Here is a 23910-nt window from a genome sequence, read left to right as displayed (position 1 = left end):
ACAGTTCGAACACCGGGCTGCCGAGCGGCCCTCACTAGAACACATGTTCGAACTTTGCTTTTCCTAGTTTTAGCACCTATCGACGAATTAAGTCGAGACTCGCTAGAACAAATGTTTGAAAAAGCACTATGGCTGGCCTACGTTGGAAATCACAGAACAACCACATCTGCAGTTGATCAGCAGGGTCTGACATTTTCAGGCCGGAAGTTCCCGGACACTGCAGCTACCGTGGCCGGGAGGAACGGAAAGGCGTTGGCGAACATGGCAGCACAGGCCTCTGACGGCAAGGCTCCCCAGCGCAGCCCGCGGTCTCAGCGGACCCCCAAGGGACTCACCGTCCGGCAGAAAAAGATCCTGGAAACCATCCAGCGCTCGGTCAACGACAACGGCTACCCGCCGTCCATGCGGGAAATCGGCGACACCGTCGGCCTGGCCAGTCTGTCCAGCGTGACCCATCAGCTCTCGCAGCTCGAAAAGCTTGGCTACCTCCGGCGCGACCCCAAACGGCCGCGCGCCATGGAGGTCCTGATGCCGCTCACCCTGGATGCAGGGACGGCAAAATCCGGCGGCGCAGACAAGGCCCCCGCCCTTAGCACCGCAGGCGCTTCCGTATCCGAACTGCCCAGCGCGATGGACACCGCTATGGTGCCGCTGGTCGGCCGGATCGCCGCCGGCGGCCCCATCCTCGCGGACCAGATGGTGGAGGACCTGATGCCCCTGCCCCGCCAGCTGGTGGGCCACGGCGAACTGTTCATGCTGAAGGTCGCCGGCGACTCCATGGTGGACGCCGCCATCTGCGACGGGGACTGGGTGGTGGTCCGGCGGCAAAGCGACGCGGTCAACGGCGACATCGTCGCGGCGCTGCTCGACGACGAAGCCACGGTCAAGACCTTCCGGCAGCGGGACGGCCACACGTGGCTGCTTCCGCAGAACACGCAGTACGAACCCATCCTCGGCGACCACGCCGTTGTCATGGGCAAGGTGGTTTCCGTACTCCGCTCGCTGTAGCCGCTGCTACCTTCTGCCCCGGGCTGTTATTGCCCGGGGCTTCCCTACGTCTGTGCGCCAGCGAGCCGTTCGAGTGCTGCGACGGCGGTCTTCTTGTCGGTCGTCGGCCAGAACGGCGGCAGGGCGGCCCGCAGGAACCCGCCATAGCGTTCTGTGGACAGCCGGGAATCCAGCACCGCCACCACGCCCTTGTCATTCGTGGACCGGATGAGCCGTCCTGCCCCCTGCGCCAGCCTGATGGCCGCGTGCGTGGCGGATACGGACATGAACCCGTTGCCGCCGGCCTGGGCAACGGCCCGGGACCGCGCGGTCATCAGCGGATCGTCCGGGCGCGGAAACGGGATCCTGTCAATTACCACCAGGCGGCATGATCCGCCTGGCACGTCGACGCCCTGCCAGAGTGACATCGTGCCGAACAGGCAAGTATCAGGCTCGTCGGCGAACTGCTTCACCAGTGCCGTCATGGTGGATTCGCCCTGGCAGAGAATGCTGACATCCAGCCGCGTGCGCAGGGCATCTGCCGCTTCCTCGGCGGCCCGCCGTGAGGAAAACAGGCAGAGCGCTCCCCCGCCGGAGGCGCGGATGAGGGATTCGAGTTCGTCCAGCGCCTCAGGCGAAGTGCCGCGCCCGGGTTTCGGCAGGTGTCCTGCCACGTAGAGGATCCCCTGCCGGGGGTAGTCGAATGGCGAACCCACGTCGACGCCGGTCCAGCTCGGCGCACCGTCCCCGACGAGGCCCAGTCCGCCCGCGGCGGGTTCGAAAGCAGAGCCGATGGCCAGTGTGGCCGACGTCAGCACCACTGTATGGCCGGCGAACAGGCCTTCCCGGAGCCGGCCTGCGACGCTCAGCGGGGCGATGTTGACCAGAGCCGGGGAGGTCTCGTCCGGCGCCGAGTATCCCTGCTGGGGATCAAACGTGCTGTTCCGGGAGAACCAGACCACCTCGCGGTTTTCGCGCGCCGCAATCAAACGTTCGCAAAGCTCCAAAATCGCCAGCAGGCGGGAGCGCGCGAGCTGCCGCCCGCCGTCGGCCGTTGTGTTGCTGTCCCCCTTGGAGTCCGACAGCGCCGCCCGGCAGGCCTCACGAAGCTGGTCCACACAATCCAGCTGCTCGTCATTCAGGCCGTTGGGCAGCAAGCCACTGGGAACGCCGGCGAGAGCCACCTCGAGGTTGGCGGCCGCTGTGTTGAGCGCGTCAACAGTGATCCCGGTGTGCTTGCGGGCGCCGGAGGCCGCGGCATGGACCATGGCCACCGACAGCTGCCCCGAAACCGCGCCGGTCACCCGGTCCTGGAGTTCGTGGGCCTCGTCCACCACCACGACGTCGTACTCCGGCAGCACCGCCAGGCCCTCGAAGGCGCTGACGGCCAGCATGGCGTGGTTGGTCACCACGACGTCGGCATCCGTGGCGTTATGACGGGCAAGTTCGCTGAAGCACTCTTCGGCGAGGGGGCATTTCTGCGCGCCGAGGCATTCCATGGATGTGACGGACACCTGCCGCCAGGCCCGGTCCGTGACGCCGGGAAGGAGCTCGTCCCGGTCGCCCGTGGTGGTCTGTTCCGCCCATTCCCGGAGCCTGACCACCTCCTTGCCGAGCTGCGACGAGGGACCGCCCATCGCCGCGGCGAAGTGCGGGACGCTGGTGTCCTCGCCCAGCGAGAAGAGCTGGCCCTCCGAGGGTTCCTCGGAGGGAAAGCCGCCTTCCAGCTTGTGCCTGCAGACGTAGTTCGCGCGGCCCTTGACCAGGGCCACCTTCACGGGCCGGTCGAGTGCCGGCTTGAGGCTCTCCAGCAGCCGCGGGAGGTCACGCCCCACGATCTGGGTCTGCAGCGCGAGGGTGGCGGTGGAGACGAGGGTCGGCTTATTGCTCTCCAGCGAGTGCGCGATGAGCGGGACCAGGTAGGCCAGCGACTTGCCGGTTCCCGTGCCGGCCTGCACCAGCAGGTGGTCTCCGGTTTCTATTGCGCGCGCCACCTGCCGGGCCATCTCGTGCTGGCCGCTGCGGCTTTGGCCGCCCATGCCAGCCACGGCACGATCGAGCAGGTCAAGTACAAGCTGCTCACCGGCCGTGGCCCCGGCGCCGGCGGCTGCCGCCCCGTCAGTCATCGGTGCTGAAGGATTCCAGTTCAGCCGCGAGGCTTTCCCGGACCATGACCACGGCGCGGGTGCCGCCCTCTTCGTGATCCAGGCTCAGGATCTCCGCGTCGGAGTCGTGCAGCTTGCTGATGAGATCGCCGCGGTGGTACGGCACGAGGAGCTGCATCTTGACGTTGGGCCGCGGGATGGCCTCGCTGATGGCCCTGAGCAGCTCGGCAATGCCCTCCCCCGTGCGTGCCGAAACCACCACGTGCCGCGGTTCGCGCTGCTTCAGCCGCTCCACCACAAACGGGTCGGCGGCGTCGGCCTTGTTCAGGACGATGATCTCGGGCACCTTGCGGGCGTCCACCTCGGCGAACACCGAGCGTACGGCAGCGATCTGGCCCTCCGGGTCCGGGTGCGACACGTCCACGACGTGCAGGATCAGGTCTGCATCCGCCACTTCCTCAAGGGTGGAACGGAAGGCCTCCACCAGCTGGGTGGGAAGGGACCGGACGAAGCCCACGGTGTCGGCCAGCGTGTACCCCATCCCGTCGGCGGTCTCGGCCTTACGGACGGTGGGATCCAGGGTGGCGAACAGGGCGTTCTCCACCAGGACGCCGGCGTCGGTGAGGCGGTTCAGCAGCGAGGACTTGCCGGCGTTGGTGTATCCGGCGATGGCCACGGACGGGACTTCGTTACGACGGCGGTTGGCCCGTTTGGTCTCCCGTGCAGGCTTCATCGCGGCGATCTCCCGCCGCAGCTTGGCCATCCGGGTGCGGATCCTTCGCCGGTCCAGCTCGATCTTGGTTTCACCGGGGCCACGGGAGCCCATGCCGGCGCCGGCGCCGCCCACCTGGCCACCGGCCTGGCGGGACATGGATTCACCCCAGCCGCGGAGGCGCGGGAGGAGGTACTCGAGCTGTGCCAGCTCCACCTGGGCCTTACCTTCGCGGCTCTTGGCGTGCTGGGCGAAGATGTCGAGAATGAGGGCCGTGCGGTCGATGACCTTCACCTTGACTATGTCTTCAAGGCCGCGCCGCTGGGACGGAGCGAGTTCAGCGTCCACCACGACGGTATCGGCGCCGGTGGACATCACCACGTCCTTGAGTTCCAGGGCCTTGCCGGAACCGAGGAAAGTGCCGGGGTCCGGCTTGGCGCGTCGCTGGACCAGTCCGTCGAGGACTTCCGAGCCCGCTGTTTCCGCCAGCGCGGCGAGTTCACGGAGGGAATTCTCGGCGTCGGCAAGCGTGCCTTCGGTCCAGAGGCCGGTGAGAACGACGCGTTCCAGGCGCAACTGCCGGTATTCGACTTCGGTGACGTCCTCGAGTTCGGTGGACAGCCCGGCCGTGCGTCGCAGTGCCCGGCGCTCCTCGAGGTCCTGCTGGTCGCCGTCGTAGGTGCTGTGCTCTTCGGCGAGTTGCGAGATGGCCTGCGCCTTGCCCAAGACGCCTTGGCTGTCGCCGCGGCTGCCGTTGGCAGGTGCGGCGTTCTTGGCCGGGACGTCCTTGGCGAGGATCCGGTCGATAACAGCCTGGATCTCCTCAGGACTCATGTCCTGGGCTGCTGGCTCGGATCCGGGATTTTGCTGATTGGTCATGGTCTCCTTTGAAGGTTCTGCATCTTCAGAATAGTGCTGATTGCCGCCCTTGGCAGCGGTATTCGCGCTGGGCTGACTACGAGGGGTCATGGAGGGTCTCCTGAAATGCCGGCAGACGTCGGGCATGGCCGGCGGGAAGCGGTCTGATTGAGTGCTGTTCGGGCTGCGCCCCCGCGGAAGGTCTGTGCCTGCAAAGGGCAATACCTGCGTCGCAGTGGAGGGGAGCCATGGGCCGGTGCCGGCGGCTCAAGGCCGCGGGCAAGAAAGAAGTGCCGGCTACTCAAAAATCAGGAACATGCGTTCAAGGATACCAGAACAGCCAGCCGGTTTTCCCGTCAGCCGGTTTCCCATCGGGCGGGCAGCCCACTAATCTGGCCAGTTATGGAGTCTGCCCACTATTTCAGCGCCTCACCCGCGGGGCCGTTTACCCGCAAGCCCCTCACAGTGGAACTGGCCGGTGAAACGCGGAAGCTGCAGACCTCGTCCGGCATCTTCAGTCCGGACGGGATCGACAAGGGGACGGCCATCCTGCTGGCCGAGGCTCCCGCGCCTGCGCCGCAGGGAAACCTGCTCGACATCGGCTGCGGGTGGGGACCCATCGCCCTGACCATGGCGCTGCGGGCACCGCACGCGCAGGTCTACGCCGTGGACGTCAATGAACGGTGCATCGCGCTCACCAACGGGAACGCCGAACTGCTTGGGCTGAACAATGTCACGGCCAGCACGCCGGAGAACGTGGATCCGGAAATCCGCTTCGACACCATCTGGTCCAATCCTCCGATCCGGATCGGCAAGGATGAACTGCACTCACTACTGCTGCTCTGGCTGCCGAGGCTGGCACCGGGCGGTTCGGCCTGGCTGGTGGTGCAGAAGAACCTGGGCTCGGACACGCTTCAGCGCTGGCTGGCGGAGGTTCTGGATGGCTCCTTCACGGTGACGCGGGAAAGCACGTCCAAATCCTTCAGGATCCTCCGGGTCAGGAAAGCGTCCCACTAGCAACGATCGTTGCCGGGCCGCTGAGCTCAACGTGCTCGCGGCCGCCGGCGACGGTGAAGAACTTCACGCCCACGACGCCGCCCGGCACCTTCACCTGCCAGGCGTCCGGGGCGCTTTGCCCGGCCCAGTGACGGATGGCCACCGCCGCGGCGCATGCGCCGGTGCCGCAAGACTGCGTTTCGCCGACGCCACGTTCGTGGACCCGCATGGTCACAGTGCCCACGCCGTCGTGCACCAGCGGCTCGGCCGGGACAACGAACTCGACGTTCGTGCCATTGGCGGGAGCCGGGTCGACGTGCGGGGCGGTAAAGAGCCGGGTGTCCCGGAGTTCGGACAGCTCGGCGAGGGCAACGACCGTGTGGGGGTTGCCCATGCTGACGGACAGTGCCGGCCGCGGCACCTCGAGTCCCTCGGCGCTGACCAGCGAATCCATGGCGCGGGCCGCTGCCTCGTCCGGGAAGATGAACTCCCAGGGGCCCATGTCGACGGCGTAGCCGTCACCTGTGCGGACGATGGTCTTGACGCCGCCGCGGGTGCCGATGGTCAGTGAGCCGCCGGCCGGCAGCTGAGCCAGGCCTTCGGCCAGGAGGAAGTGGACGAACACGCGCACGCCGTTGCCGCACATCTCCGACAGGGAACCGTCACCGTTGCGGTAATCCATGAACCACTCTGCGTCGGGGTTTTCGGCAAGAATCTGACGGCCCTCGTCAAGAAGCCGGGACGGGACGGCGCGGATGAGTCCGTCGCCGCCGATGCCGCGGTGGCGGTCGCACAGCTGGGTGACCTGCTCCGCGGAGATCGCGTGCACACCGTCGGGATCAGCGACCAGGACGAAGTCGTTGCCTGTTCCGTGGCCCTTGGAGAACCGCAGTCCGCTCAGTGTGGTGGCGGCGGGCCGGGCTGTTTCTGCAAGGGTTTCATTCATGGTTCAAGGTTACCCGTTTGCCGAGGGCGCCAGAAAAACGGTGGATGTGCCTGGCCGGCCGCGGGTGCTGGCCGGCAAGTGCGATCAGGACACCGCCAACTGCCCGGCCAGTCAGGCGTTCGCGCAGAAATACGGCAGCGGCCAACGTTATGAGTGCCGGGTCGAACGCATCGTCGAGAGGGTCATTGGGGTCCTTCTATAAGTGCGTGGCGCTTGGCTCAGCGGCAGAGCCCGGCTGCCTTGGCAGCGAGCTCAGGGTCCTGCCAGTCCAGCCAGCTGATGCGGGGGTCCGCCCGGAACCACGTCAGCTGCCGGCGGGCGAACTGCCTGGTGGCCACTATGGTTTCTTCGGCTGCCTGCGCTACATCCGCTTCGCCGTCGAGCACCTTGAGGAACTGTGCGTAGCCCAGTGCGCGGGGTGCGGTCTTGCCGCGGCGCAGGCCCTGGGCGTCCAGCCGTTCGACTTCGGCCAGCAGCCCGCGCTCCACCATCCGGTGCACGCGGACAGCGAGCCGGTCCCGTAACTGCTCCCGGTCCACCTCCAACCCGATCTGGAGGGCCGGCTGGTGGTACTCTCGGGTTGGCATGAAGGAGCTGAACGGGCGTCCCGTCAGTTCGAACACCTCCAGCGCGCGGATGATGCGGCGGGCGTCGCCGAGGCGCCCGGCGGAGACGGGATCGACCGCCCGCAGGCGGTCCAGCAGCACCTTAGTCCCTGCCTCGGCGTTCTCCTGTTCCAGCCGGCTGCGGATTTCCGGATCGGTTCCCGGAAAGTCCAGCACATCGAGGGCGGCGCGAACATACAGTCCCGACCCGCCGGCCAGGATGGCGCGCTTGCCGCGGCGATGGATGTCGGCGACGGCGTCCCTTGCCTGCTGCTGGAAGTCGGACACCGACGCTTCCTGCGTCACGTCCAGAATGTCCAGCAGGTGGTGCCGGACGCCCCGTTGTTCAGCCTCGGTGATCTTGGCGGTGCCGATGTCCATGCCGCGGTAGAACTGCATGGCGTCGGCGTTGATCACCTCACCGTTTAGGGCCAGGGCAAGGTCGACGGCGAGGTCGGACTTGCCCGAACCGGTGGGGCCGACAACCGCTATGACGGGGGGTTGGCCCGCCACCGGGTCAGCGGCTCCGCACCGGGAGCGAGGGCATGCCGAGGGACACGCCGCTCTTGCCCGACGACCCCGCGGCAGCAGGTGCCGGCACGCCGCAGGAATCGGCTTGCGCCCTGTCCCAGGCATCGCCGGCACGGGACCGGCGCAGGGAGTAGTCGCCTGCGGAAGCAGGATCGGCGACCAGATGGAAGGCGGCCGCTTCCGTAATGGTGACTGTCACCAGGTCTCCGGGACGCGGGGCAGGAGCACCCTCGGGAACCGTGAAGTGGACCAGGCGCTGGTCCTGCGACCGGCCTGAGAGGCGGTGCGTTTCCTCTGACTTGCGGCCGGACTGGGCGGTGACCATGACTTCGACGCGGCGTCCCAGCTGCTTGGCGTTCTCTTCCGCGGCGATGCGGTCCTGGAGCGCGGTGAGGCGCTCAAAGCGTTCCTGCACCACGGCCTTGGGCAGCTGGTCCGGCAGGTCCGCGGCCGGGGTGCCGGGCCGCTTGGAGTACTGAAAGGTAAAGGCCGTGGCGAAGCGTGACTTTTCGACGACGTCCAGGGTCGCCTGGAAATCCTCCTCCGTCTCCCCCGGGAAACCAACGATGATGTCCGTGGAGATCGCGGCATGCGGCATCCTGGCGCGGACCTTGTCCAGGATCCCCAGGAACTTCGCCGACCGGTAGGAACGCTTCATGTCACGCAGGACCTTGTCCGATCCCGACTGCAGCGGCATGTGCAGCTGCGGCATGACGTTGGGCGTCTCGGCCATGGCGTCGATGACGTCATCGGTGAACGCAGCCGGGTGGGGGCTCGTGAAGCGCACCCGTTCCAGGCCCGGGATCTCGCCGCAGGCGCGCAGCAGCTTGGAGAAGGCCTGGCGGTCGCCGAACTCCACCCCGTAGGAGTTCACGTTCTGGCCGAGGAGCGTCACTTCGATGGCGCCGTCGTCCACCAGCGCCTGGACCTCGGCAAGGATCTCCCCCGGCCGGCGGTCCTTTTCCTTGCCCCGCAGGGCAGGGACGATGCAGAAGGTGCAGGTGTTGTTGCAGCCGACCGAAATGGACACCCAGCCCGAATAGACAGAGTCGCGCTTGGTGGGCAACGTGGACGGGAAGACATCCAGCGACTCGAGGATTTCCAGCTGCGCCTCGTTGTTGTGGCGCGCCCGGTCCAGAAGGGCAGGCAGGGCTCCGACATTGTGCGTGCCGAAGACGGCATCCACCCAGGGTGCCTTCTTCAGGATGGTTTCGCGGTCCTTCTGGGCGAGGCAGCCGCCGACGGCGATCTGCATCCCCGGGTTGGCCGCCTTGATCGGCGCCAGCTGGCCGAGGTTGCCGTAGAGCTTGTTGTCGGCGTTTTCCCGCACCGCGCAGGTATTGAAGACGACGACGTCCGCCTGGGCGCCGTCAGCCGGCACATAGCCGGCCGCCTCCAGCATGCCCGCCATGCGCTCGGAGTCGTGAACGTTCATCTGGCAGCCGAAGGTACGCACCTGGTAGGTGCGGGGCACAACGGCGCTGCCGGTTGCGTTTTCGGTGCCGGGTGCGGGGGAAGGATAGGTCAGACTCACCCATTAAGGGTACCGGCTGCCAAGAGTACCCGCCGCGTTCACTCCCCGCGTCCGGTCAATCCCAGGACGCGGAGGCCCGGTAGGTGTCGTCGCCGGAGGCGGCGCCGCCGGCTGCAGCGTCCAGGACCTCCCCCACGATCCGGAAGGCCTGCGAGGGCTGGTACCCCTTGCGGGCGAGCATGGACGCGAGCCGCCGTGTGGTCTTGTCGCGTTCCGCCCGGTCAGCCAGGTCCGTCCCCGGCCGTAGCTTGCGCTCCACGAGGTGGCGGGCAGCGGCTTCCTCGTCCTCGTCGCTGACCTGCTCCAAAGCCGAGGCCGCCGTGTCAGGGTCAATGCCCTTGTCCGCGAGCTCCCGGCGCAGGGCTCCCCTGGCCAGCCTGCGCGACTGCGACCTGCTCCGCACCCACATGTCCGCGAATTCGGCGTCATCGACGAGCCGGACCTCTTCGAAGCGGTCCAGCACGGCTGCAGCGACGTCCTCCGGCACGTTGCGCTCGGCCAGCTTGCGTTCAAGCTGCTGCCGGCTCTTGGGCGATGCGGTCAGCTGGCGCAGTACGATGGCGCGCGCCACCGACGCCGGATCTGCGTCCCGGTCCTCATCCGGATCGGGGCCGGGTCCTGCTTGCCGGTCCCCTCCGGCCCTGGCGAGGGCCGAAGAGGACCGGCGTCTGCTAGAAGCCGTCAACGGCCTTCAGCTTCGGTGAAGCTTCGGCCTCGGCCGGGGCCTTCACGCCGACGCCGAGCTTTTCCTTGATCAGGCGCTCGAGCTCGGCCGCCAGTTCCGGGTTGTCGCGCAGGAAGCGGCGCGAGTTCTCCATGCCCTGGCCGAGCTGGTCGCCGTCGTAGGTGAACCAGGACCCGGACTTCTTGATGATGCCGTGCTCCACGCCCATGTCGATGATGCCACCCTCGCGGGAGATGCCCTGGCCGTAGATGATGTCGAATTCCGCGATCTTGAAGGGCGGGGCCATCTTGTTCTTGACGATCTTGGCCTTGGTCCGGTTGCCGACGGAATCGGCACCTTCCTTCAGGGTCTGGATGCGGCGGACGTCGATACGCACAGAGGCGTAGAACTTCAACGCCTTACCACCGGTGGTGGTTTCCGGGGACCCGAAGAACACGCCGATCTTTTCACGCAGCTGGTTGATGAAAATGGCGGTGGTCTTGGTCTGGCTCAGCCGGCCGGTGATCTTTCGCAGGGCCTGGCTCATGAGCCGTGCCTGCAGGCCGACGTGGCTGTCGCCCATGTCGCCTTCAATTTCCGCCCGCGGCACCAGGGCCGCTACGGAGTCGATGACCACGATGTCCAGTGAGCCGGAGCCCACCAGCATGTCCATGATTTCGAGGGCCTGCTCACCGGTGTCCGGCTGGGAGACCAGCAGGGCGTCCGTGTCCACGCCGAGCTTCGCGGCGTACTCAGGATCGAGGGCGTGCTCGGCGTCGATGAAGGCGGCGATGCCGCCGGCGCGCTGGGCGTTAGCTACAGCGTGCAGGGCCACGGTGGTCTTACCTGACGATTCCGGGCCATAGATCTCGACGACGCGGCCCCGCGGGAGACCTCCGATTCCCAGAGCGACGTCCAGTGCGATGGAGCCGGTGGGAATGACCTCGATGGGGGCGCGTGTTTCGTCGCCCAGCCGCATGATCGATCCCTTGCCGAACTGCTTGTCAATCTGCGCGAGCGCTGCTTCTAGCGCTTTTGCACGATCCGGGGCTGCCGCCATGGTTCACACCTCTAATGCTTTCTCGCTTTGGAGGGGCCTCTGCGGCCCTTTGTCTGTCATCACCGACGCTAGCGCCACCCGCTGACATTCTTGCCGGGCAGGCGTACGTATGTGGATAACCCGCTGCCAAAAAGCATAGTCGCACCCGAACAGATATTCGAACAATCGGGCGGCGTGTCAGCGGGTTCCCGGGCGAGTCGGGATTTGTTCAGACCAGGTCTGGCCCGTGCTGGCGCGGCTTGATATCGCGGCCGAGGCGGCGCTCCTCGGGGACGTCCTGCACGTCGCACACTGCCAGCCAGACGTCGCGCGGGCTGACGCCCGCGGCGAGGGCCTGGTCAGCTGTCCGGCCGCCGACTCCGGCAAGGACGAGGGAGCCGCCCAGCACACGCGAGTAGCCGGCCCCGAATTCGTCGTCCATCAGCCGCCAAAAATCACTAATCCTCACTCAACACAGTCTCTCACGGACCCTGACTCTAGAATGGTTGCCATGAGCAACCCCCCTGAAGCCGCCGGAACCACTGCCCCCTTCGAGGGCACTCTTGATGCGGCACTGACCAACGTGGAGCACCAGATCAGTCTTTTCTGGCGACGGGCCCGGTCCATTTCCCAGCAACTGTCGCGCGAGGTCCACCCGGACATGGAGCCGGCCGCCTACGGACTGCTCAGCGTGATCCGCAAAAGCGGCCCCATCCGCCTCACCGAACTTGCTTCCAGCATCGGCGTCGGCAAGCCGTCCGTCAGCAGGCAAATCGCATTCCTTGAAAGCGTCGGCCTGGTGCTCAAGGAGGCCGACCCGCTGGACGGCAGGGCGCAAACGATTCGGCTCACAGCTGAGGGCGAAGAGAAGATGCACCAGGTGCAGGATGCCCGGCGGCAGGTGTTCCGTGAGCGCCTGGGCGAATGGCCGGTGGAGGACCTCGACGCACTGGCCACCTACATGGCCAAGCTCAACGCCACCTACGAACGTGACGGATTCCCGCGGGACGACGCCTAGATCAGAGCTTGGTTCAGGGCACGACGAAGGCCCCCGGCGGATTGCCGGAGGCCTTCGCTGTAGTTATCTGGTCCGGATTACCGGATTCTGCTAGCGGGCGCCGGACAGCATTTCGGTGGCGAGTTCGTTGTTAAGCTCGCTGCTCAGGTCGCGCTCAAGGTCACGGCCGTAGCGCTGGGAGAATTCCTGCGGGACGGTGTCCGGCACGGCAACGCCTTCGGCGACAGCCACGCGGTCGCTGACCTCACGAAGCATGCTGGAAAGCGGAACATCCAGCGCCGAACAGATCGAGGACAGGAGTTCCGAGGAAGCTTCCTTCTGGCCGCGTTCCACTTCACTCAGGTAACCCAGGGAGACCCGGGCGCTGTGCGAAACTTCGCGGAGGGTACGCCCTTGCCGCTGGCGGACATCGCGCAGTACATCACCGATTTCGTGACGAAGTACAACCATCTTGCGCTCCTTCTGTTCGCTCTTGGCCTGATCGGCGAGGCCCACGTCCTTCCAGCGGACAACGCCGTTTACGGACACGGGCTGCTTTACCATCTGTATCGCCTTGCTCCCTCATGGTTCCGGTTCACTGTGACGTAAACCGCATATGTTCTCTTCATCCTAGGCGCCTCCCTCCAGGGGAGGCGACACAATGTGACAACTATTCGGACTCGCTTTTTGTTCCCGGCAACCTTACTCCGGGTAGCTTAGCGCGATCTGGGACCCACTTCAGCGAAGCCGGAAACTCAGCTTAACGCATCCAGTGCCTCCTGAAGCCGCTCCAAAGCAGCGCCACAGGCCAGCCCCCTGATTTCTGCCCGGGTGCCCTCAAAGCTGTAGGGAAAGGCCTGCACACCCTGCGCGGTGGCGACGCCCACGAACACCGTTCCCACGGCCTTGCCGTCGTGCGCGTCAGGTCCGGCCACGCCCGTGGTGGAGACGGCAAGGTCCGCGCCGCAGACCCGCCGGGCGCCGTCGGCCATGGCGGCAGCCACTGCTTCATCCACCGATCCGACGGCGTCCAGCAGGTCCTGGGAAACGCCAAGGACGTCCCGCTTCACGGCGTTGCTGTAGGAGACCACGCCCCCCTGCAGCATGGCGGAAGCCCCCGGGGTGTCGGCCAGTACCGCGGCGACCATGCCCGCGGTGAGTGATTCCGCGGTGGCGACGGTGACGCCGCGCCCAACGGCCGCAGCCACGGCCTCCCCGGCGATCCGGTGCAGATTTGTCACGGCTGGCCCTCCTCGCTCTCCTGCTGGCCGAGGTCCGCAGCCCGCCGGCGCAGCCCCTCCGACCTTACTTTCAGCGCCTGAATGACATATTCGACGCCGGTCCAGACGGTGATCAGCACGGCTGCCAGCATTACCGCGAAGGCCACCCAGGTCAGCCACGGTGCGATGGATGCCAGCGGAAGGAGGTAGAGGAAGATCGCGACGGTCTGGACAACCGTCTTAAGCTTGCCGCCGCGTGAGGCCGGGATGACGCCGTAGCGGATCACGAAGAACCGCAGCGCCGTGATCCCCCACTCACGGACCAGGATCACAATCGTGATCCACCAGGGCAGTTCATTCAAGACGCACAGCATGACCAGGGCGGATCCGGTCAGCAACTTGTCCGCGATCGGATCGGCAATCTTGCCGAAGTCGGTGACCAGTCCCCGGCTGCGGGCGATGTCGCCGTCGAGCTTGTCCGTGTAAATCGCGACGGCGAACGCAACCACGGCTGCCCAGCGCCACCCGCCGGACTCGCTCCGCAGGTCCGGGGCATCGGCGATCAGGAACCACACGAAGAACGGCACCAGCACGATGCGGAGCATGGTGAGGATGTTGGGAAGATTCCAGATCCCGGAGCTGTTGGAGCCGGCCGCGGTCGCTTCGGTGCTAGTCACCCTTCTAGGCTACCGTCTTCGGCGCTGCCGCTTCCTTGCTGATACCCATGAGGGCTACCGGCCGGTGAGGGACCAGGCGTCCTCGGAACCGTCCTCGTCGTCACCGGAACTGTCCGCGCCGTCGTAATACTCGACACTCTGGGTGCGGTTGTCCAGGTCGGCCGCAACGAGGTCCTCCGCGTAGCCGCCCTGCGCGATGTTAGCGTTGGCGTTGTCACTGAGCGCGGCCGTCTGAGAATCGGCCGTGGCCGGTGCCTCCTGCCCCTTCATCGCGGCCAGCACCGCGGCGAGGTCGTCCGGTTTGACCAGCACGTCGCGGGCCTTGGAGCCTTCCGATGGACCAACGACACCGCGCGACTCGAGCAGGTCCATGAGGCGGCCTGCCTTGGCGAACCCGACGCGGAGCTTGCGCTGCAGCATGGACGTCGAGCCGAACTGGGTTGTGACCACCAGCTCCGTGGCCTGCAGCAGCACTTCGAGGTCGTCCCCGATGTCGTCGTCGATCTGCTTCTTCTGCGCTTCGGGTGCGACGTCGTCACGGTAGACGGCCTGGAGCTGGCCCTTGACGTGCTCGACCACCTTGTGGATCTCGGATTCTGTGACCCAGGCGCCCTGGACACGCATCGCCTTGGAGGCACCCATGGGAAGGAACAGCGCGTCACCCTGGCCGATGAGTTTTTCGGCGCCCGGCTGGTCGAGGACCACGCGGGAGTCGGTCACGGATGAGGTGGCGAAGGCCATGCGGGAGGGCACGTTGGCCTTGATGAGGCCGGTGACCACGTCAACGGACGGCCGCTGCGTGGCCAGCACCAGGTGGATGCCGGCGGCGCGGGCCAGCTGCGTGATGCGGACGATGGAATCTTCCACGTCCCGCGGTGCCACCATCATCAGATCAGCGAGCTCGTCCACGATCACCAGCAGATACGGGTAGGGCCGGATGACGCGCTTGGAGTCCACCGGCGGCTGGACCTTGCCGGCGCGCACCGCCTTGTTGAAGTCGTCGACGTGCTTGAAGCCGTAGTTGGCGAGGTCGTCGTAGCGGGCGTCCATCTCCCGGACCACCCACTGCAGTGCCTCGGCCGCCTTCTTGGGGTTGGTGATGATGGGCGTGATGAGGTGCGGTACGCCTTCGTAGGCGGTGAGTTCCACGCGCTTGGGGTCCACCATGACCATGCGGACCTCGTCGGGGGTGGCCCGCATCAGCAGGGACGTGATCATGGAGTTCACGAACGAGGACTTACCGGCACCGGTGGCACCGGCCACCAGCAGGTGGGGCATCTTCGCCAGGTTGGCCACGACGTAGCCGCCCTCGACGTCCTTGCCGACGCCCATGACCATGGGGTGGTCCGTGCGGCGGGCGTTCTGGCTGCGCAGGACGTCGCCCAGCGACACGGTCTCGCGGTCCGTGTTGGGGATTTCGATGCCGATGGCCGACTTGCCGGGGATGGGGCTGAGGATGCGGACGTCGCTCGAGGCGACGGCGTAGGAGATGTTCTTGGACAGCGCGGTGACCCGCTCCACCTTGGTGCCCGGCGCCAGTTCGATCTCGTACCGGGTCACGGTGGGACCTCGGCTGAAACCGGTCACAGTGGCATCCACGTTGAACTGCTGGAGCGTGTCCGTCAGGGCGGCCACGACGGCGTCGTTGGCCTCCGTACGTTCCTTGGGAATGGAGCCGGGTGTGAGCACGTCGGACGACGGCAGCGTGTAGGTGACATCGCCGGCGAGGGACAGCTGCTCCGTGCGCTGGGGAATCGGTGTGGGCGGCGGCGCAGGCGCCACTGGCTTGGACGGAACCTGCACCGCAGCAGCGGGAGTCGCGCCGGGTGCATTCGCCGAACCGGCCAGGCCCGGGACCACGAGCGGAATGGCCTCGGTGGCGTTCTCGGCATCGGCGCCCTTGGCTCCGAGTCCCTGGGCTGCCTTGATCTTCTCGACGGCGATCTCCGCCTGGGTGGGCCGCCGGACTCCGGGGGCCACAGCAGGGCGTCCCTTGCCGGCCTCAGGCGACGGTTCGTCGTCGTCGACCACGGCATGCTCAAAGGCTTCGTCTCCGACGTAGCCTTCCAGCCGGGGATCGGCTTCCTCATCCTTGCCGAAGAGCCGCTTGCGCTTCTTCTTCGGGGCGGGAGGGCTGTTCTCGTACAGGTAACTGCGGTCGTGGGCGTCGCCGTCGTTCTCCTGAAGGTCGATGCCCATCAGGTGCTCATAGGCGCCGCGCAGCCGCCGCGGTATGGCGCCGAACGGCGTGGCCGTGACGATGAGGACAGACACGAAGGCCAGCAGCCCGTACAGGACCACCGGGACCGCAGGGTGAATGGCGGCCAACGGCGAGGCCGCCAGGAAGCCCAGCATGCCGCCGGCCTGCCGCAGCCCGTCGAAGCCCTCGCTGACCGTCGGCTGGCCGCCCACGATGTGCGCGATGCCGCACCCAGCGAACGTCATGATGAGGAACCCGATGCCCACGCGGTTGTTTCCGCGGCCGTCCACGGGCTGCCGGAACAGCCTGCAGGCGCACACGAAGAGCATGAGCGGCAGGACCAGCGACATCCAGCCGAAGGTGCCGTTGACCACGGCGTAGACAGCGTCCGGGAACCAGCCACGGAAACCCCACCAGGCGAAGGTGGCGATGAAGACTGCCAGGGCCAGGTTGAACAGGGCGGCCCCGTCGCGGCGGTCTTCGGGAGCCAGGTCGCTGACGTCCTGGCCGATCCGGCGCACCCCCCCGCCCACCAGGTGGCCGATGCCCAGCCAGGCCCCGCCGGCGACCCGCAGCAGCCAGGGCTGCCGGTGTTCGACGGCGGGAAGCTGGCGCGTGCGGGCGCTGCCGGCGGACGATCCGGCACGGCCGGATTTGGCCGCCGAAGAGCCGCTGCGGCCTGCGGATGCGCCCGTTTTACTGCTGGGGGTACGTTTTGGCGCGGGGGAAGTACGTGTGGCCATATCTGCCACGGTACTCCACTGCGGCCGCGGAGCCGCGGATTTCCGGGCCTTCCGGGGGCTGTGTTCAGCCCCCGGGCACCGGCGGTTAGGCCTCCAGGACCACCGGAATGATCATGGGACGCCGGCGCAGCTTGCGGTTGACCCACGTGCCGACCACCCGGCGGACGATCTGTTGCATCTGGTGATTGGTGTGGTCAGCGTTGCTGAGCACGGCCTCCTCCAGTGCGGCGTTGATCTTGGGAATGATGTCGTCGAAGACCGAGTCGTCCTCAGCGACGCCGCGGGCGTGGATCTCGGGCCCGGAGACAACCTTGCCGGTGGCCCTGTTGACGACCGTGATGATGGAGATGAAGCCTTCATCGCCCAGGACGCGGCGGTCTTTGAGGTCTGCATCCGTGATTTCGCCGACGCTGGAGCCATCCACGTACACGAAGCCAACCTCGACCTGGCCTACGATGTCGGCCTGGTGGTCCCGCAGGTCAATCACCGTGCCGTTGTCGGCAAGCAGGATGCTGGCCGCCGGAACGCCCGATTCCTCCGCGATCTTGCCATTGGCGATCAGGTGGCGCGTCTCACCGTGAACCGGCATGGCGTTGAGCGGCTCAAGGATGTTGTAGCAGTAAAGGAGCTCCCCTGCCGCGGCATGGCCGGACACATGGACCTTGGCGTTGCCCTTGTGGATCACGTCGGCGCCGAGCTTCAGCAGGCCGTTGATGATGCGGAAGACGGCGTTCTCGTTGCCGGGAATGAGGCTGGATGCCAGGATGACGGTGTCGCCCTGGCCCACCACCACGCGGTGGTCGCCGTTGGCCATGCGCGAAAGCGCGGCCATGGGTTCGCCCTGGGACCCGGTGGACATCAGCACCACCCGGTTGTCGGGCAGTGAGTCGATGTTCTTCAGGTCCACCAGGATGCCGTCCGGCACGTGCAGGTAGCCAAGTTTGGCTGCGATGGCCATGTTCCGCACCATGGAACGCCCCACGAAGGCGACGTTGCGGCCGTGCTTGGCGGCGGCGTCCAGGACCTGCTGCACCCTGTGCACGTGGGATGAGAACGACGCCACGATGATGCGCTTGCTGGCCTGCCCGAAGAGCCGGTCCAGGGTGGGGCCGATCTCCTTCTCCGCGGTGGTGAATCCCGGGACGTCGGCGTTGGTGGAGTCGGACATGAACAGGTCCACGCCTTCTTCGCCCAGCTTGGCGAAATGCCGGAGATCGGTGATGCGGCCGTCGAGCGGCAGCTGGTCCATCTTGAAGTCGCCCGTGTGCAGCACCGTGCCGCCGGCTGTGCGGATGAAGACCGCCAGGGCGTCCGGGATGGAGTGGTTGACCGCAACAAACTCGCACTGGAACGGGCCGAACTGCTCCACCTGCCCCTCGGTGACGGACAGCGTGTAGGGCCTGATCCGGTGCTCCTGGAGCTTGGCTTCAATCAGCGCCAGGGTCAGCTGCGATCCCACGAGCGGAATGTCGTTGCGGAGCCGCAGCAGGTAGGGAACGGCTCCGATGTGGTCCTCGTGGCCGTGCGTGAGCACCACGGCAACGATGTCGTCGATCCGGTCCTCGATGTAGGAGAAATCGGGCAGGATCAGGTCAACGCCGGGCTGGGTTTCCTCGGGGAAGAGGACGCCGCAGTCGACGACCAGCAGCTTGCCGTCGATTTCGAACACAGCCATGTTCCGGCCGATTTCGCCGAGCCCGCCCAGCGGGACAATCCGCAGGGTGCCCTGGGGAAGGCGGGGAGGCGTAACGAGGCCGGGGAGGGCTACTTGGGTCATAATGCACTTCTTTCCAGACGGAAGAGTGCCGGTCTCAGTCCGTCAGGAAAAGACCAGCCCTCCTTTCGCCAAGTCCTCGCGGATGGTTTCGATCTCGGCTTCGTCCGGCTCCACGAGGGGCAAGCGGACAATCGAGTTGGGCAGGACTCCCTGCCATTTAAGAATCTGCTTGGCTGCAACGGCGCCCTGGACGCGGGTCATGGTGGCGCGAACTACCGGCTCAAGCTCGAAGTTGATCTTGCGGGCCGTGCCGAGGTCACTCGCGTTGATCGCGTCGATGAGCTCCCGGAAACGGCGGGTGGCGACGTGCGTGGTGACCCCCACGAGGCCCACGGCGCCCAGGGCCATCCACTGCAGGGTCAGGCCGTCGTCGCCGGAGTAGAAGGCAAGGTCAGTCTCTGCCAGAACGCGGGTTGCCGCGGCGAAGTCGGCCTTGGCGTCCTTGACGGCAACGATGTTCGGGTGCTGGGCGAGGCGGATCATGGTGTCCGGCGCGATCTCAATGGAGGACCGTCCGGGGATGTCGTACAGCATGACGGGCAGGTCCGTGGCGGATGCGACCGTCTCGAAGTGCGCCCGGACGCCGGCCTGACTGGGCTTGTTGTAATAGGGCGTGACGATCAGCAGACCGTCGACGCCCAGCTTTGCGGCTTCCTGGGACAGGTGCACCGAGTGGGCGGTGTCGTTGGTTCCGGTGCCGGCGATAACCGCGGCACGCCCGCCAACGGCTTCCATCACGGCGCGGAACATTCCGAGGTTTTCCTCGTCGGTGAGGGTGGACGTCTCGCCGGTGGTTCCGGTGACAACCAGGCCGTCGCAGCCGTCGTCAACGAGCTTGCTGGCCAGTTCCGCTGCCTGCTGGTAATCGACCTTGCCGTCCGTCGTGAACGGGGTGACCATGGCGGTCAGGAGGGTGCCCAGGGCAGGAAGGTTCGCGGAAGTGTCAGCCATGGGAAAAACGTTACCCTGTCACGTGCAGGTTAGGACAATGGCCACCGCGTGATGATCGTCAAATTCCGGTGCGCAAGCTGGCCGCGGTGCCACTCCGGCTACCGGTACCTCTCGAGGGGACCCCGCAGCAGCACAGCTGTGACCACTTCCGTTCCGGTACCGCCCGCCCGCCGCATCGGCAGCCCGTCCGGTCCCCAGAAACCGCTCAGGCCGCAGGACGGACCCAGCGGTGTTCGGCCACCCAGGTTGGCAAGGACGCCATACATGCGGTTGTCCATGGCCCGCGCTCCGAGATGCAGCCCGAGCCGGTGTCCTTCCTCCTGCGTGTAGAGCGCCGAGACGGCGTACACGTCAGCTCCCGCCGCGGCAGCAGCGCCGGAGTGCGCGGGATGGGCAGCATCCAAGCAGATGGCCAGTGCAATCTTCCAGCCGTCCACGTCCAGCAGGAGCGGTTCCTGCCCTGCCTCGAAAAGGGACTGCTCGTCGTCGTGAAGGTGAGTCTTAAAGCCAGCATCTTCTGTGCCGTTCGGGTGAACGGCCATGGATGCGAGCCGCGGAGTGCCGTCCCGCTCCCGGAACGGTGCACCAACGACGGCGGTGATCCCGGTTCTGCGGCAAATCTCCCGGATGGGGTCCAAACGGCGGTCCCCTGGCGCCACCCACTGGTCCCCCGCATCAAACTGGTGCCCGCTGCGAAGCAGGGGCAGGTCGTACCCGGTGAGCGAGAGCTCGGGGAACACCACGAGCCGGGCACCGTGCGAGTCGGCGTCCTCGATGAGGCGTACATGCTCCGGCGCGTTGGCATCGATGCCGCCGGCCAAGGCCGCGTATTGGATGACGGAGACTGTCAGGGGTGCTGTCACGAGCCCATCCTAGGCGGGCTCTGCGCCCGTGCAGTAACGTTCCACGGCCACCTCCCGCAATGACTCTGCCCACTGGGAAAGGCGCTGTGCGGCGCGGACATAGTGGAACAGCTCCGTGGGCGTCAGCGCATCAAGGTCCGTTTCGGACAGCCGCCGCGCCAGCTCCGGCCCCGGCGCCTGCGCAGAAAGCGCAACGCCTTCCCGGCTCCACTGGACGTCCTCGGGCGGCTCCCCTGCCACGAGTTGCCGGAAGAGATAGTCCACCACTCCGGGGCTCATGGCCTTCAGGGGATCACGCTTGGGCGCATCACTCCCGCGCGCATGATCCTGGAGGGCATCACCCCTGAACTGGCGGGCACCAAGCGCATGCCCGCCCGCTTGGTGACCGGCCGACTGTTGACCCGCCGAACGCCGTGATGACTTCTTCATGCCGAAATCTTATTCGAATATATATTCGAATACAAGAGTGCGCGTTGACTCATAGAAAACCTCCGCGTAGCCGGATACGTTGCCTCGTTTGAAAACCTCCGCGTAGCGGCGTGGTTGAGGGTGTTGGCAGCGGATGCGGGCTATGCCCGTTTTCATGGAGCTAACGATGGCCCAGCGGCAAGCTGTGACGAAGAAGAAGGCCCTCGCCTACCAGAGCGCTGATCGTGCAGGGAAGTCCCGGATTCTGGACGAGCTTATCGATCTGACCGGTTGGCACCGCGACTATGCCAGAGCTGCTCTTAGGGACGCGCTGGTGCTGAAAATCGTCAGGCCCAGGCCGGGCAGATCCCCGGTCTACGGGCCGGATCTGCTACCTGGGCTGATCAAGTGCTGGGCCGTGCTGCGCGCCCCTGCCGGCCGGCTCCTGGCCCCGATGCTGCCGGTGCTCGTGCCGCTGCTGCGCCGGGACCGGGAGCTTGAGCTCACCGATGAACAGGCCGCGCTGCTGATGCGGATGAGCGCGGCAACGATCGACCGCAAGCTCACCGCGGAGCGGGCGAAGCTCATGCCAAGGGGACGCTCACACACCAAGCCCGGCACGCTGCTGAAGGCCCAGATCCCGGTCCGCACCTGGGCCGAGTGGGACGACGCCGTTCCGGGATTTGTGGAGATCGATCTGGTCGGCCACGAAGGAGGCAACAGCTTCGGCGAGTTCTGCTTCACGCTGACCGTGACCGATGTCTGCACGGGCTGGACGGTGAACCGGTCCGTGCGGAACAAGGCAGCCAAATGGGTCTTTGAAGCCCTCGAGCACGTCACCGCCGTGTTCCCGTTCCCCATCATCGGCATCGATTCGGACAACGGTTCCGAGTTCATCAACGAGCACCTGCTGGCCTACTGCCACGCTCAGCAGATCACCTTCACCCGCTCCCGGCCCGGCAACAAAAACGACGGAGCGCACGTCGAGCAAAAGAACTGGGCCCGGGTCCGGGAACTGGTCGGGTACCTGCGCTACGACACCGCCGCGGAGCTGGAGAAGCTCAACGAGATCTGGGAGCTGGACCGTGTCTTCACCAACTATCTACTGCCGCAGCAGAAGCTGCTCTTCAAGCAGCGGCACGGAGCGAAGATCACCAAGAAGCACGACGCGCCGGCCACACCCCACCAGCGCGCTGCCAGGCACGAACGGATGCACAAACGCCCGGTCATCCAGATGAACGCTGCTTTCAAACGCATCAAGCCCGGCACGCTCTCACGCCGGATCCTGGCCCTGACCGCCGAGCTGGAAACACTGGCCCTGGCCAAAAAACCAGCCCCTCTCAAGCCCGTCAACCGTGCCTGGAACGGCTAGCCTGCCGGAGGTTTTTCAACGAGGCAACGATCACGACCAACCGGAGGTTTTCAAATGAGGCAACGTATTTACCTTCCCGGAGGTATTGCTATGACGCAACAGGGAGTCAGGGCAGCCTGCCACTGCAGGGTGCCCTTCGGGAGCGGCTGCCTACTCGCATCGTAGCCGGCGATCTCAATCGCCGCGGGTGTCTCCTTGCCGGAATGCCAAAGCTTGGTGCCGCCGGCTGTGCAGCAGCCGCGAGCATTTACCAGGGGCTGGGCTTGTAGTCCTTCAGGAACACCCCGTACTGGTCTTCGCCCTTTTCGCCCATGACGATCGGATCGTAGACGCGGGCTGCACCGTCCACCAGGTCCAGCGGCGCGTGGAAGCCTTCCTCCATCAGCCGGACCTTGGTGAAGTGCGGGCGTTCGTCCGTGATCCAGCCGGTATCGACGGCGGTCATGAGTATGCCGTCAGAGTCCAGCATCTCCTGGGCGCTGGTCCGGGTCATCATGTTCAGGGCCGCCTTCGCCATGTTGGTGTGCGGGTGGCCCGGCCCCTTGTAGGCCCGGGAGAACTGGCCCTCCATGGCAGAAACGTTGACGATGTACTTGCGGTGCGCAGTGGACCGCTTCATGGCATCCCGCAGCCGGCTGACCAGCAGGAACGGCGCGGTGACGTTGCACAGCTGCACCTCGAGCATCTCCAGCGGGTCCACCTCGTCCACCACCTGCGTCCAACTGTTGATGGTGGCAAGGTCCGGAACCAGGCCGCCGGCGTCGATGGCCGTACCGGCGGCGATCCGCTCCAGGGACGCCGAACCGGTAGACAAGGCAAGGGACGTGACGGCGTCGCCGGCCAGGACCGGATGTTCGGTGACGCTGCTGGCAATCGCGAGGGGATGCTTGTCATGCGCATGGCCGAAGGTGACCAGTTCCGGACCCCCGTTGGCTGCCTCCAAGGCAGCAGGGAGCGGCTCGTCCTCGGCGTCCACCAGCGGCTTGTACGCATTGCCGGAGCGGCGCACCGTCTGGGCCGCGTTGTTGATGATGATGTCCAGCGGCCCCGCGGCACTGAGGTTATCCGTGAGGGCCATGACCTGCGAGGGGTCGCGGAGGTCGATGCCCACGATCTTCAGCCGGTGCAGCCATTCCCCGCTGTCCTCCATGGCCGCGAAACGGCGGGCAGCGTCCTTGGGGAAACGCGTGGTGATGGTGGTGTGCGCGCCGTCGCGCAGCAGCCGCAGGGCGATGTACATGCCGATCTTGGCGCGGCCGCCGGTCAACAGGGCACGCCGGCCCGTGAGGTCGGTGCGGGCATCGCGCTTGGAGTGGCTGAACGCCGCGCACTCGGGGCACAGTTGGTGGTAGAAGGCGTCCACCTGGGTGTAGTGCTGCTTGCAGATGTAGCAGGGCCGGGACCTGATGAGGTGGCCGGCGACCTTCCCCGTAGCGGACGTGGCGAGTTTGTTGCCGCGCGTCTCGTCGTCGATCCGGTCCGGCGCAGCGGTGGCGGTCTGGGCCAGCACGGCGCGGTCCGCTTCGGCGACCAGGTCGCGCTTGGTGACGCGGCGGTGCCGCTTGACGGCCTTGAACATTTTGCCTGTGGCGCGGCGCACCGAGACGTAGTCAGGGTGCTCCTCGTCGTAGACGTGGATGGTGTTCAAAACCTTGAGGCAGGCCTGAATCTCTTCAGGCGTCAGATCGGCGGAGCTCATTGATCTGATTTTACAGCCTGTGGAGG

At 66.3% G+C, this 23910-nt stretch carries 22 protein-coding genes; 5 read left to right on the top strand and 17 right to left on the bottom strand.

Translation table 11 applies throughout. The features are described from left to right. The first annotated feature begins 261 nt into the window (after window positions 1-261). The gene (gene lexA, locus G9E11_RS10805; RefSeq protein WP_190605467.1) at window positions 262-1008 is read left to right on the top strand and encodes a transcriptional repressor LexA; all 747 of its coding nucleotides are present in this window, start codon (window positions 262-264) and stop codon (window positions 1006-1008) included. 44 nt (window positions 1009-1052) lie between these two features. Here the strand turns inward: lexA and G9E11_RS10800 are convergent, their stop codons facing one another. Continuing rightward, window positions 1053-3113: an ATP-dependent DNA helicase gene (locus tag G9E11_RS10800; protein WP_190605465.1), complete on the bottom strand. Its 2061-nt coding sequence runs from the start codon at window positions 3111-3113 to the stop codon at window positions 1053-1055. Then, window positions 3106-4683, bottom strand: coding sequence for a GTPase HflX (gene hflX, locus G9E11_RS10795; protein ID WP_246468850.1), 1578 nt, complete (start codon window positions 4681-4683; stop codon window positions 3106-3108). The genes G9E11_RS10800 and hflX overlap by 8 nt, the downstream gene beginning before the upstream one ends. A gap of 381 nt (window positions 4684-5064) precedes the next feature. On the opposite strand from hflX, the gene G9E11_RS10790 reads away from it, so the two are divergent. Beyond that, a complete protein-coding gene (locus G9E11_RS10790; RefSeq protein ID WP_190605460.1) occupies window positions 5065-5679 on the top strand; it encodes a class I SAM-dependent methyltransferase in 615 nt (204 codons plus the stop codon). Here G9E11_RS10790 and dapF read toward each other — a convergent pair. Further along, a complete protein-coding gene (gene dapF / locus G9E11_RS10785) occupies window positions 5660-6604 on the bottom strand; it encodes a diaminopimelate epimerase (protein WP_190605458.1) in 945 nt (314 codons plus the stop codon). The two genes, G9E11_RS10790 and dapF, sit on opposite strands and share 20 nt — an antisense overlap. On the opposite strand from dapF, the gene G9E11_RS10780 reads away from it, so the two are divergent. Beyond that, complete coding sequence (locus G9E11_RS10780; RefSeq protein WP_190605456.1) at window positions 6603-6806, top strand: hypothetical protein; 204 nt, start codon at window positions 6603-6605, stop codon at window positions 6804-6806. The genes dapF and G9E11_RS10780 overlap by 2 nt on opposite strands. 16 nt (window positions 6807-6822) lie before the next feature. On the opposite strand, the gene miaA is transcribed toward G9E11_RS10780, so the two are convergent. The 5 genes from miaA to G9E11_RS10755 all read right to left on the bottom strand — a co-directional run bounded on the left by miaA (window position 6823) and on the right by G9E11_RS10755 (window position 11446). Further along, on the bottom strand, window positions 6823-7722 hold the full coding sequence (gene miaA / locus G9E11_RS10775) for a tRNA (adenosine(37)-N6)-dimethylallyltransferase MiaA (protein WP_190605454.1): 900 nt from the start codon (window positions 7720-7722) through the stop codon (window positions 6823-6825). 4 nt (window positions 7723-7726) lie between these two features. After that, window positions 7727-9274 carry a tRNA (N6-isopentenyl adenosine(37)-C2)-methylthiotransferase MiaB gene (gene miaB, locus G9E11_RS10770; protein ID WP_414635188.1) on the bottom strand — a complete coding sequence of 516 codons (1548 nt, stop codon included), beginning with the start codon at window positions 9272-9274 and terminating at the stop codon, window positions 7727-7729. A 55-nt stretch (window positions 9275-9329) separates the two neighbouring features. Further along, window positions 9330-9845: a regulatory protein RecX gene (locus G9E11_RS10765; protein ID WP_190606007.1), complete on the bottom strand. Its 516-nt coding sequence runs from the start codon at window positions 9843-9845 to the stop codon at window positions 9330-9332. Window positions 9846-9945: 100 nt separating this feature from the next. Continuing rightward, a complete protein-coding gene (gene recA, locus G9E11_RS10760; protein ID WP_190605452.1) occupies window positions 9946-10998 on the bottom strand; it encodes a recombinase RecA in 1053 nt (350 codons plus the stop codon). Between the two features lie 208 nt (window positions 10999-11206). After that, window positions 11207-11446 carry a DUF3046 domain-containing protein gene (locus G9E11_RS10755; RefSeq protein WP_190605450.1) on the bottom strand — a complete coding sequence of 80 codons (240 nt, stop codon included), beginning with the start codon at window positions 11444-11446 and terminating at the stop codon, window positions 11207-11209. Between the two features lie 42 nt (window positions 11447-11488). Between G9E11_RS10755 and G9E11_RS10750 the strand changes: the two genes are divergently transcribed. Then, window positions 11489-11995, top strand: a complete 507-nt coding sequence (locus G9E11_RS10750) for a MarR family winged helix-turn-helix transcriptional regulator (RefSeq protein ID WP_190605448.1) — start codon at window positions 11489-11491, stop codon at window positions 11993-11995. A 90-nt stretch (window positions 11996-12085) separates the two neighbouring features. Here the strand turns inward: G9E11_RS10750 and G9E11_RS10745 are convergent, their stop codons facing one another. From G9E11_RS10745 to G9E11_RS21090, 8 genes are all read right to left on the bottom strand, one after another. Beyond that, window positions 12086-12538 (bottom strand): helix-turn-helix domain-containing protein, encoded by a 453-nt coding sequence (locus tag G9E11_RS10745; protein WP_003798764.1) that lies wholly within the window; start codon window positions 12536-12538, stop codon window positions 12086-12088. A gap of 191 nt (window positions 12539-12729) precedes the next feature. Beyond that, window positions 12730-13215 carry a CinA family protein gene (locus G9E11_RS10740; protein WP_190605446.1) on the bottom strand — a complete coding sequence of 162 codons (486 nt, stop codon included), beginning with the start codon at window positions 13213-13215 and terminating at the stop codon, window positions 12730-12732. After that, window positions 13212-13871 carry a CDP-diacylglycerol--glycerol-3-phosphate 3-phosphatidyltransferase gene (pgsA, locus tag G9E11_RS10735; protein ID WP_190605444.1) on the bottom strand — a complete coding sequence of 220 codons (660 nt, stop codon included), beginning with the start codon at window positions 13869-13871 and terminating at the stop codon, window positions 13212-13214. Before pgsA ends, G9E11_RS10740 begins: the two co-directional genes overlap by 4 nt. Window positions 13872-13925: 54 nt before the next feature. Continuing rightward, a complete protein-coding gene (locus G9E11_RS10730) occupies window positions 13926-16814 on the bottom strand; it encodes an FtsK/SpoIIIE family DNA translocase (RefSeq protein ID WP_190605442.1) in 2889 nt (962 codons plus the stop codon). A gap of 85 nt (window positions 16815-16899) precedes the next feature. Beyond that, window positions 16900-18591: a ribonuclease J gene (locus G9E11_RS10725; protein WP_190605439.1), complete on the bottom strand. Its 1692-nt coding sequence runs from the start codon at window positions 18589-18591 to the stop codon at window positions 16900-16902. Window positions 18592-18633: 42 nt separating this feature from the next. After that, window positions 18634-19542, bottom strand: a complete 909-nt coding sequence (dapA, locus tag G9E11_RS10720) for a 4-hydroxy-tetrahydrodipicolinate synthase (RefSeq protein ID WP_102970876.1) — start codon at window positions 19540-19542, stop codon at window positions 18634-18636. A 98-nt stretch (window positions 19543-19640) separates the two neighbouring features. Then, window positions 19641-20405 (bottom strand): carbon-nitrogen hydrolase family protein, encoded by a 765-nt coding sequence (locus G9E11_RS10715; protein WP_190605438.1) that lies wholly within the window; start codon window positions 20403-20405, stop codon window positions 19641-19643. A 9-nt stretch (window positions 20406-20414) separates the two neighbouring features. Next, window positions 20415-20834 carry a hypothetical protein gene (locus tag G9E11_RS21090; protein ID WP_246468849.1) on the bottom strand — a complete coding sequence of 140 codons (420 nt, stop codon included), beginning with the start codon at window positions 20832-20834 and terminating at the stop codon, window positions 20415-20417. 166 nt (window positions 20835-21000) lie between these two features. On the opposite strand from G9E11_RS21090, the gene G9E11_RS10705 reads away from it, so the two are divergent. Further along, window positions 21001-22185, top strand: a complete 1185-nt coding sequence (locus tag G9E11_RS10705; RefSeq protein ID WP_190605435.1) for an integrase catalytic domain-containing protein — start codon at window positions 21001-21003, stop codon at window positions 22183-22185. Window positions 22186-22432: 247 nt separating this feature from the next. Here the strand turns inward: G9E11_RS10705 and G9E11_RS10700 are convergent, their stop codons facing one another. Next, the gene (locus tag G9E11_RS10700) at window positions 22433-23884 is read right to left on the bottom strand and encodes an SDR family NAD(P)-dependent oxidoreductase (RefSeq protein WP_190605433.1); all 1452 of its coding nucleotides are present in this window, start codon (window positions 23882-23884) and stop codon (window positions 22433-22435) included. Window positions 23885-23910 lie beyond the last annotated feature (26 nt).

Origin of the sequence: Arthrobacter ipis, assembly GCF_014694315.1 — a bacterium.
In the GTDB taxonomy this organism is placed as follows: Bacteria; Actinomycetota; Actinomycetes; order Actinomycetales; family Micrococcaceae; genus Arthrobacter; species Arthrobacter ipis.
The sequence above is the reverse complement of the archived record's forward strand: the minus strand, read 5'-3'. Positions and strand labels throughout refer to the sequence as shown.

Bases quoted from the DNA above. Each gene is read 5' to 3' on its own strand.
- lexA (WP_190605467.1), top strand. From the start codon at position 262: ATGGCAGCACAGGCCTCTGACGGCAAGGCTCCCCAGCGCAGCCCGCGG.
- G9E11_RS10800 (WP_190605465.1), bottom strand. From the start codon at position 3,113: ATGACTGACGGGGCGGCAGCCGCCGGCGCCGGGGCCACGGCCGGTGAG.
- hflX (WP_246468850.1), bottom strand. From the start codon at position 4,683: ATGACCAATCAGCAAAATCCCGGATCCGAGCCAGCAGCCCAGGACATG.
- G9E11_RS10790 (WP_190605460.1), top strand. From the start codon at position 5,065: ATGGAGTCTGCCCACTATTTCAGCGCCTCACCCGCGGGGCCGTTTACC.
- G9E11_RS10780 (WP_190605456.1), top strand. From the start codon at position 6,603: ATGGTTCAAGGTTACCCGTTTGCCGAGGGCGCCAGAAAAACGGTGGAT.
- dapF (WP_190605458.1), bottom strand. From the start codon at position 6,604: ATGAATGAAACCCTTGCAGAAACAGCCCGGCCCGCCGCCACCACACTG.
- recA (WP_190605452.1), bottom strand. From the start codon at position 10,998: ATGGCGGCAGCCCCGGATCGTGCAAAAGCGCTAGAAGCAGCGCTCGCG.
- G9E11_RS10750 (WP_190605448.1), top strand. From the start codon at position 11,489: ATGAGCAACCCCCCTGAAGCCGCCGGAACCACTGCCCCCTTCGAGGGC.
- G9E11_RS10745 (WP_003798764.1), bottom strand. From the start codon at position 12,538: ATGGTAAAGCAGCCCGTGTCCGTAAACGGCGTTGTCCGCTGGAAGGAC.
- G9E11_RS10730 (WP_190605442.1), bottom strand. From the start codon at position 16,814: ATGGCCACACGTACTTCCCCCGCGCCAAAACGTACCCCCAGCAGTAAA.
- G9E11_RS10725 (WP_190605439.1), bottom strand. From the start codon at position 18,591: ATGACCCAAGTAGCCCTCCCCGGCCTCGTTACGCCTCCCCGCCTTCCC.
- dapA (WP_102970876.1), bottom strand. From the start codon at position 19,542: ATGGCTGACACTTCCGCGAACCTTCCTGCCCTGGGCACCCTCCTGACC.
- G9E11_RS21090 (WP_246468849.1), bottom strand. From the start codon at position 20,834: ATGAAGAAGTCATCACGGCGTTCGGCGGGTCAACAGTCGGCCGGTCAC.
- G9E11_RS10705 (WP_190605435.1), top strand. From the start codon at position 21,001: ATGGCCCAGCGGCAAGCTGTGACGAAGAAGAAGGCCCTCGCCTACCAG.
- G9E11_RS10700 (WP_190605433.1), bottom strand. From the start codon at position 23,884: ATGAGCTCCGCCGATCTGACGCCTGAAGAGATTCAGGCCTGCCTCAAG.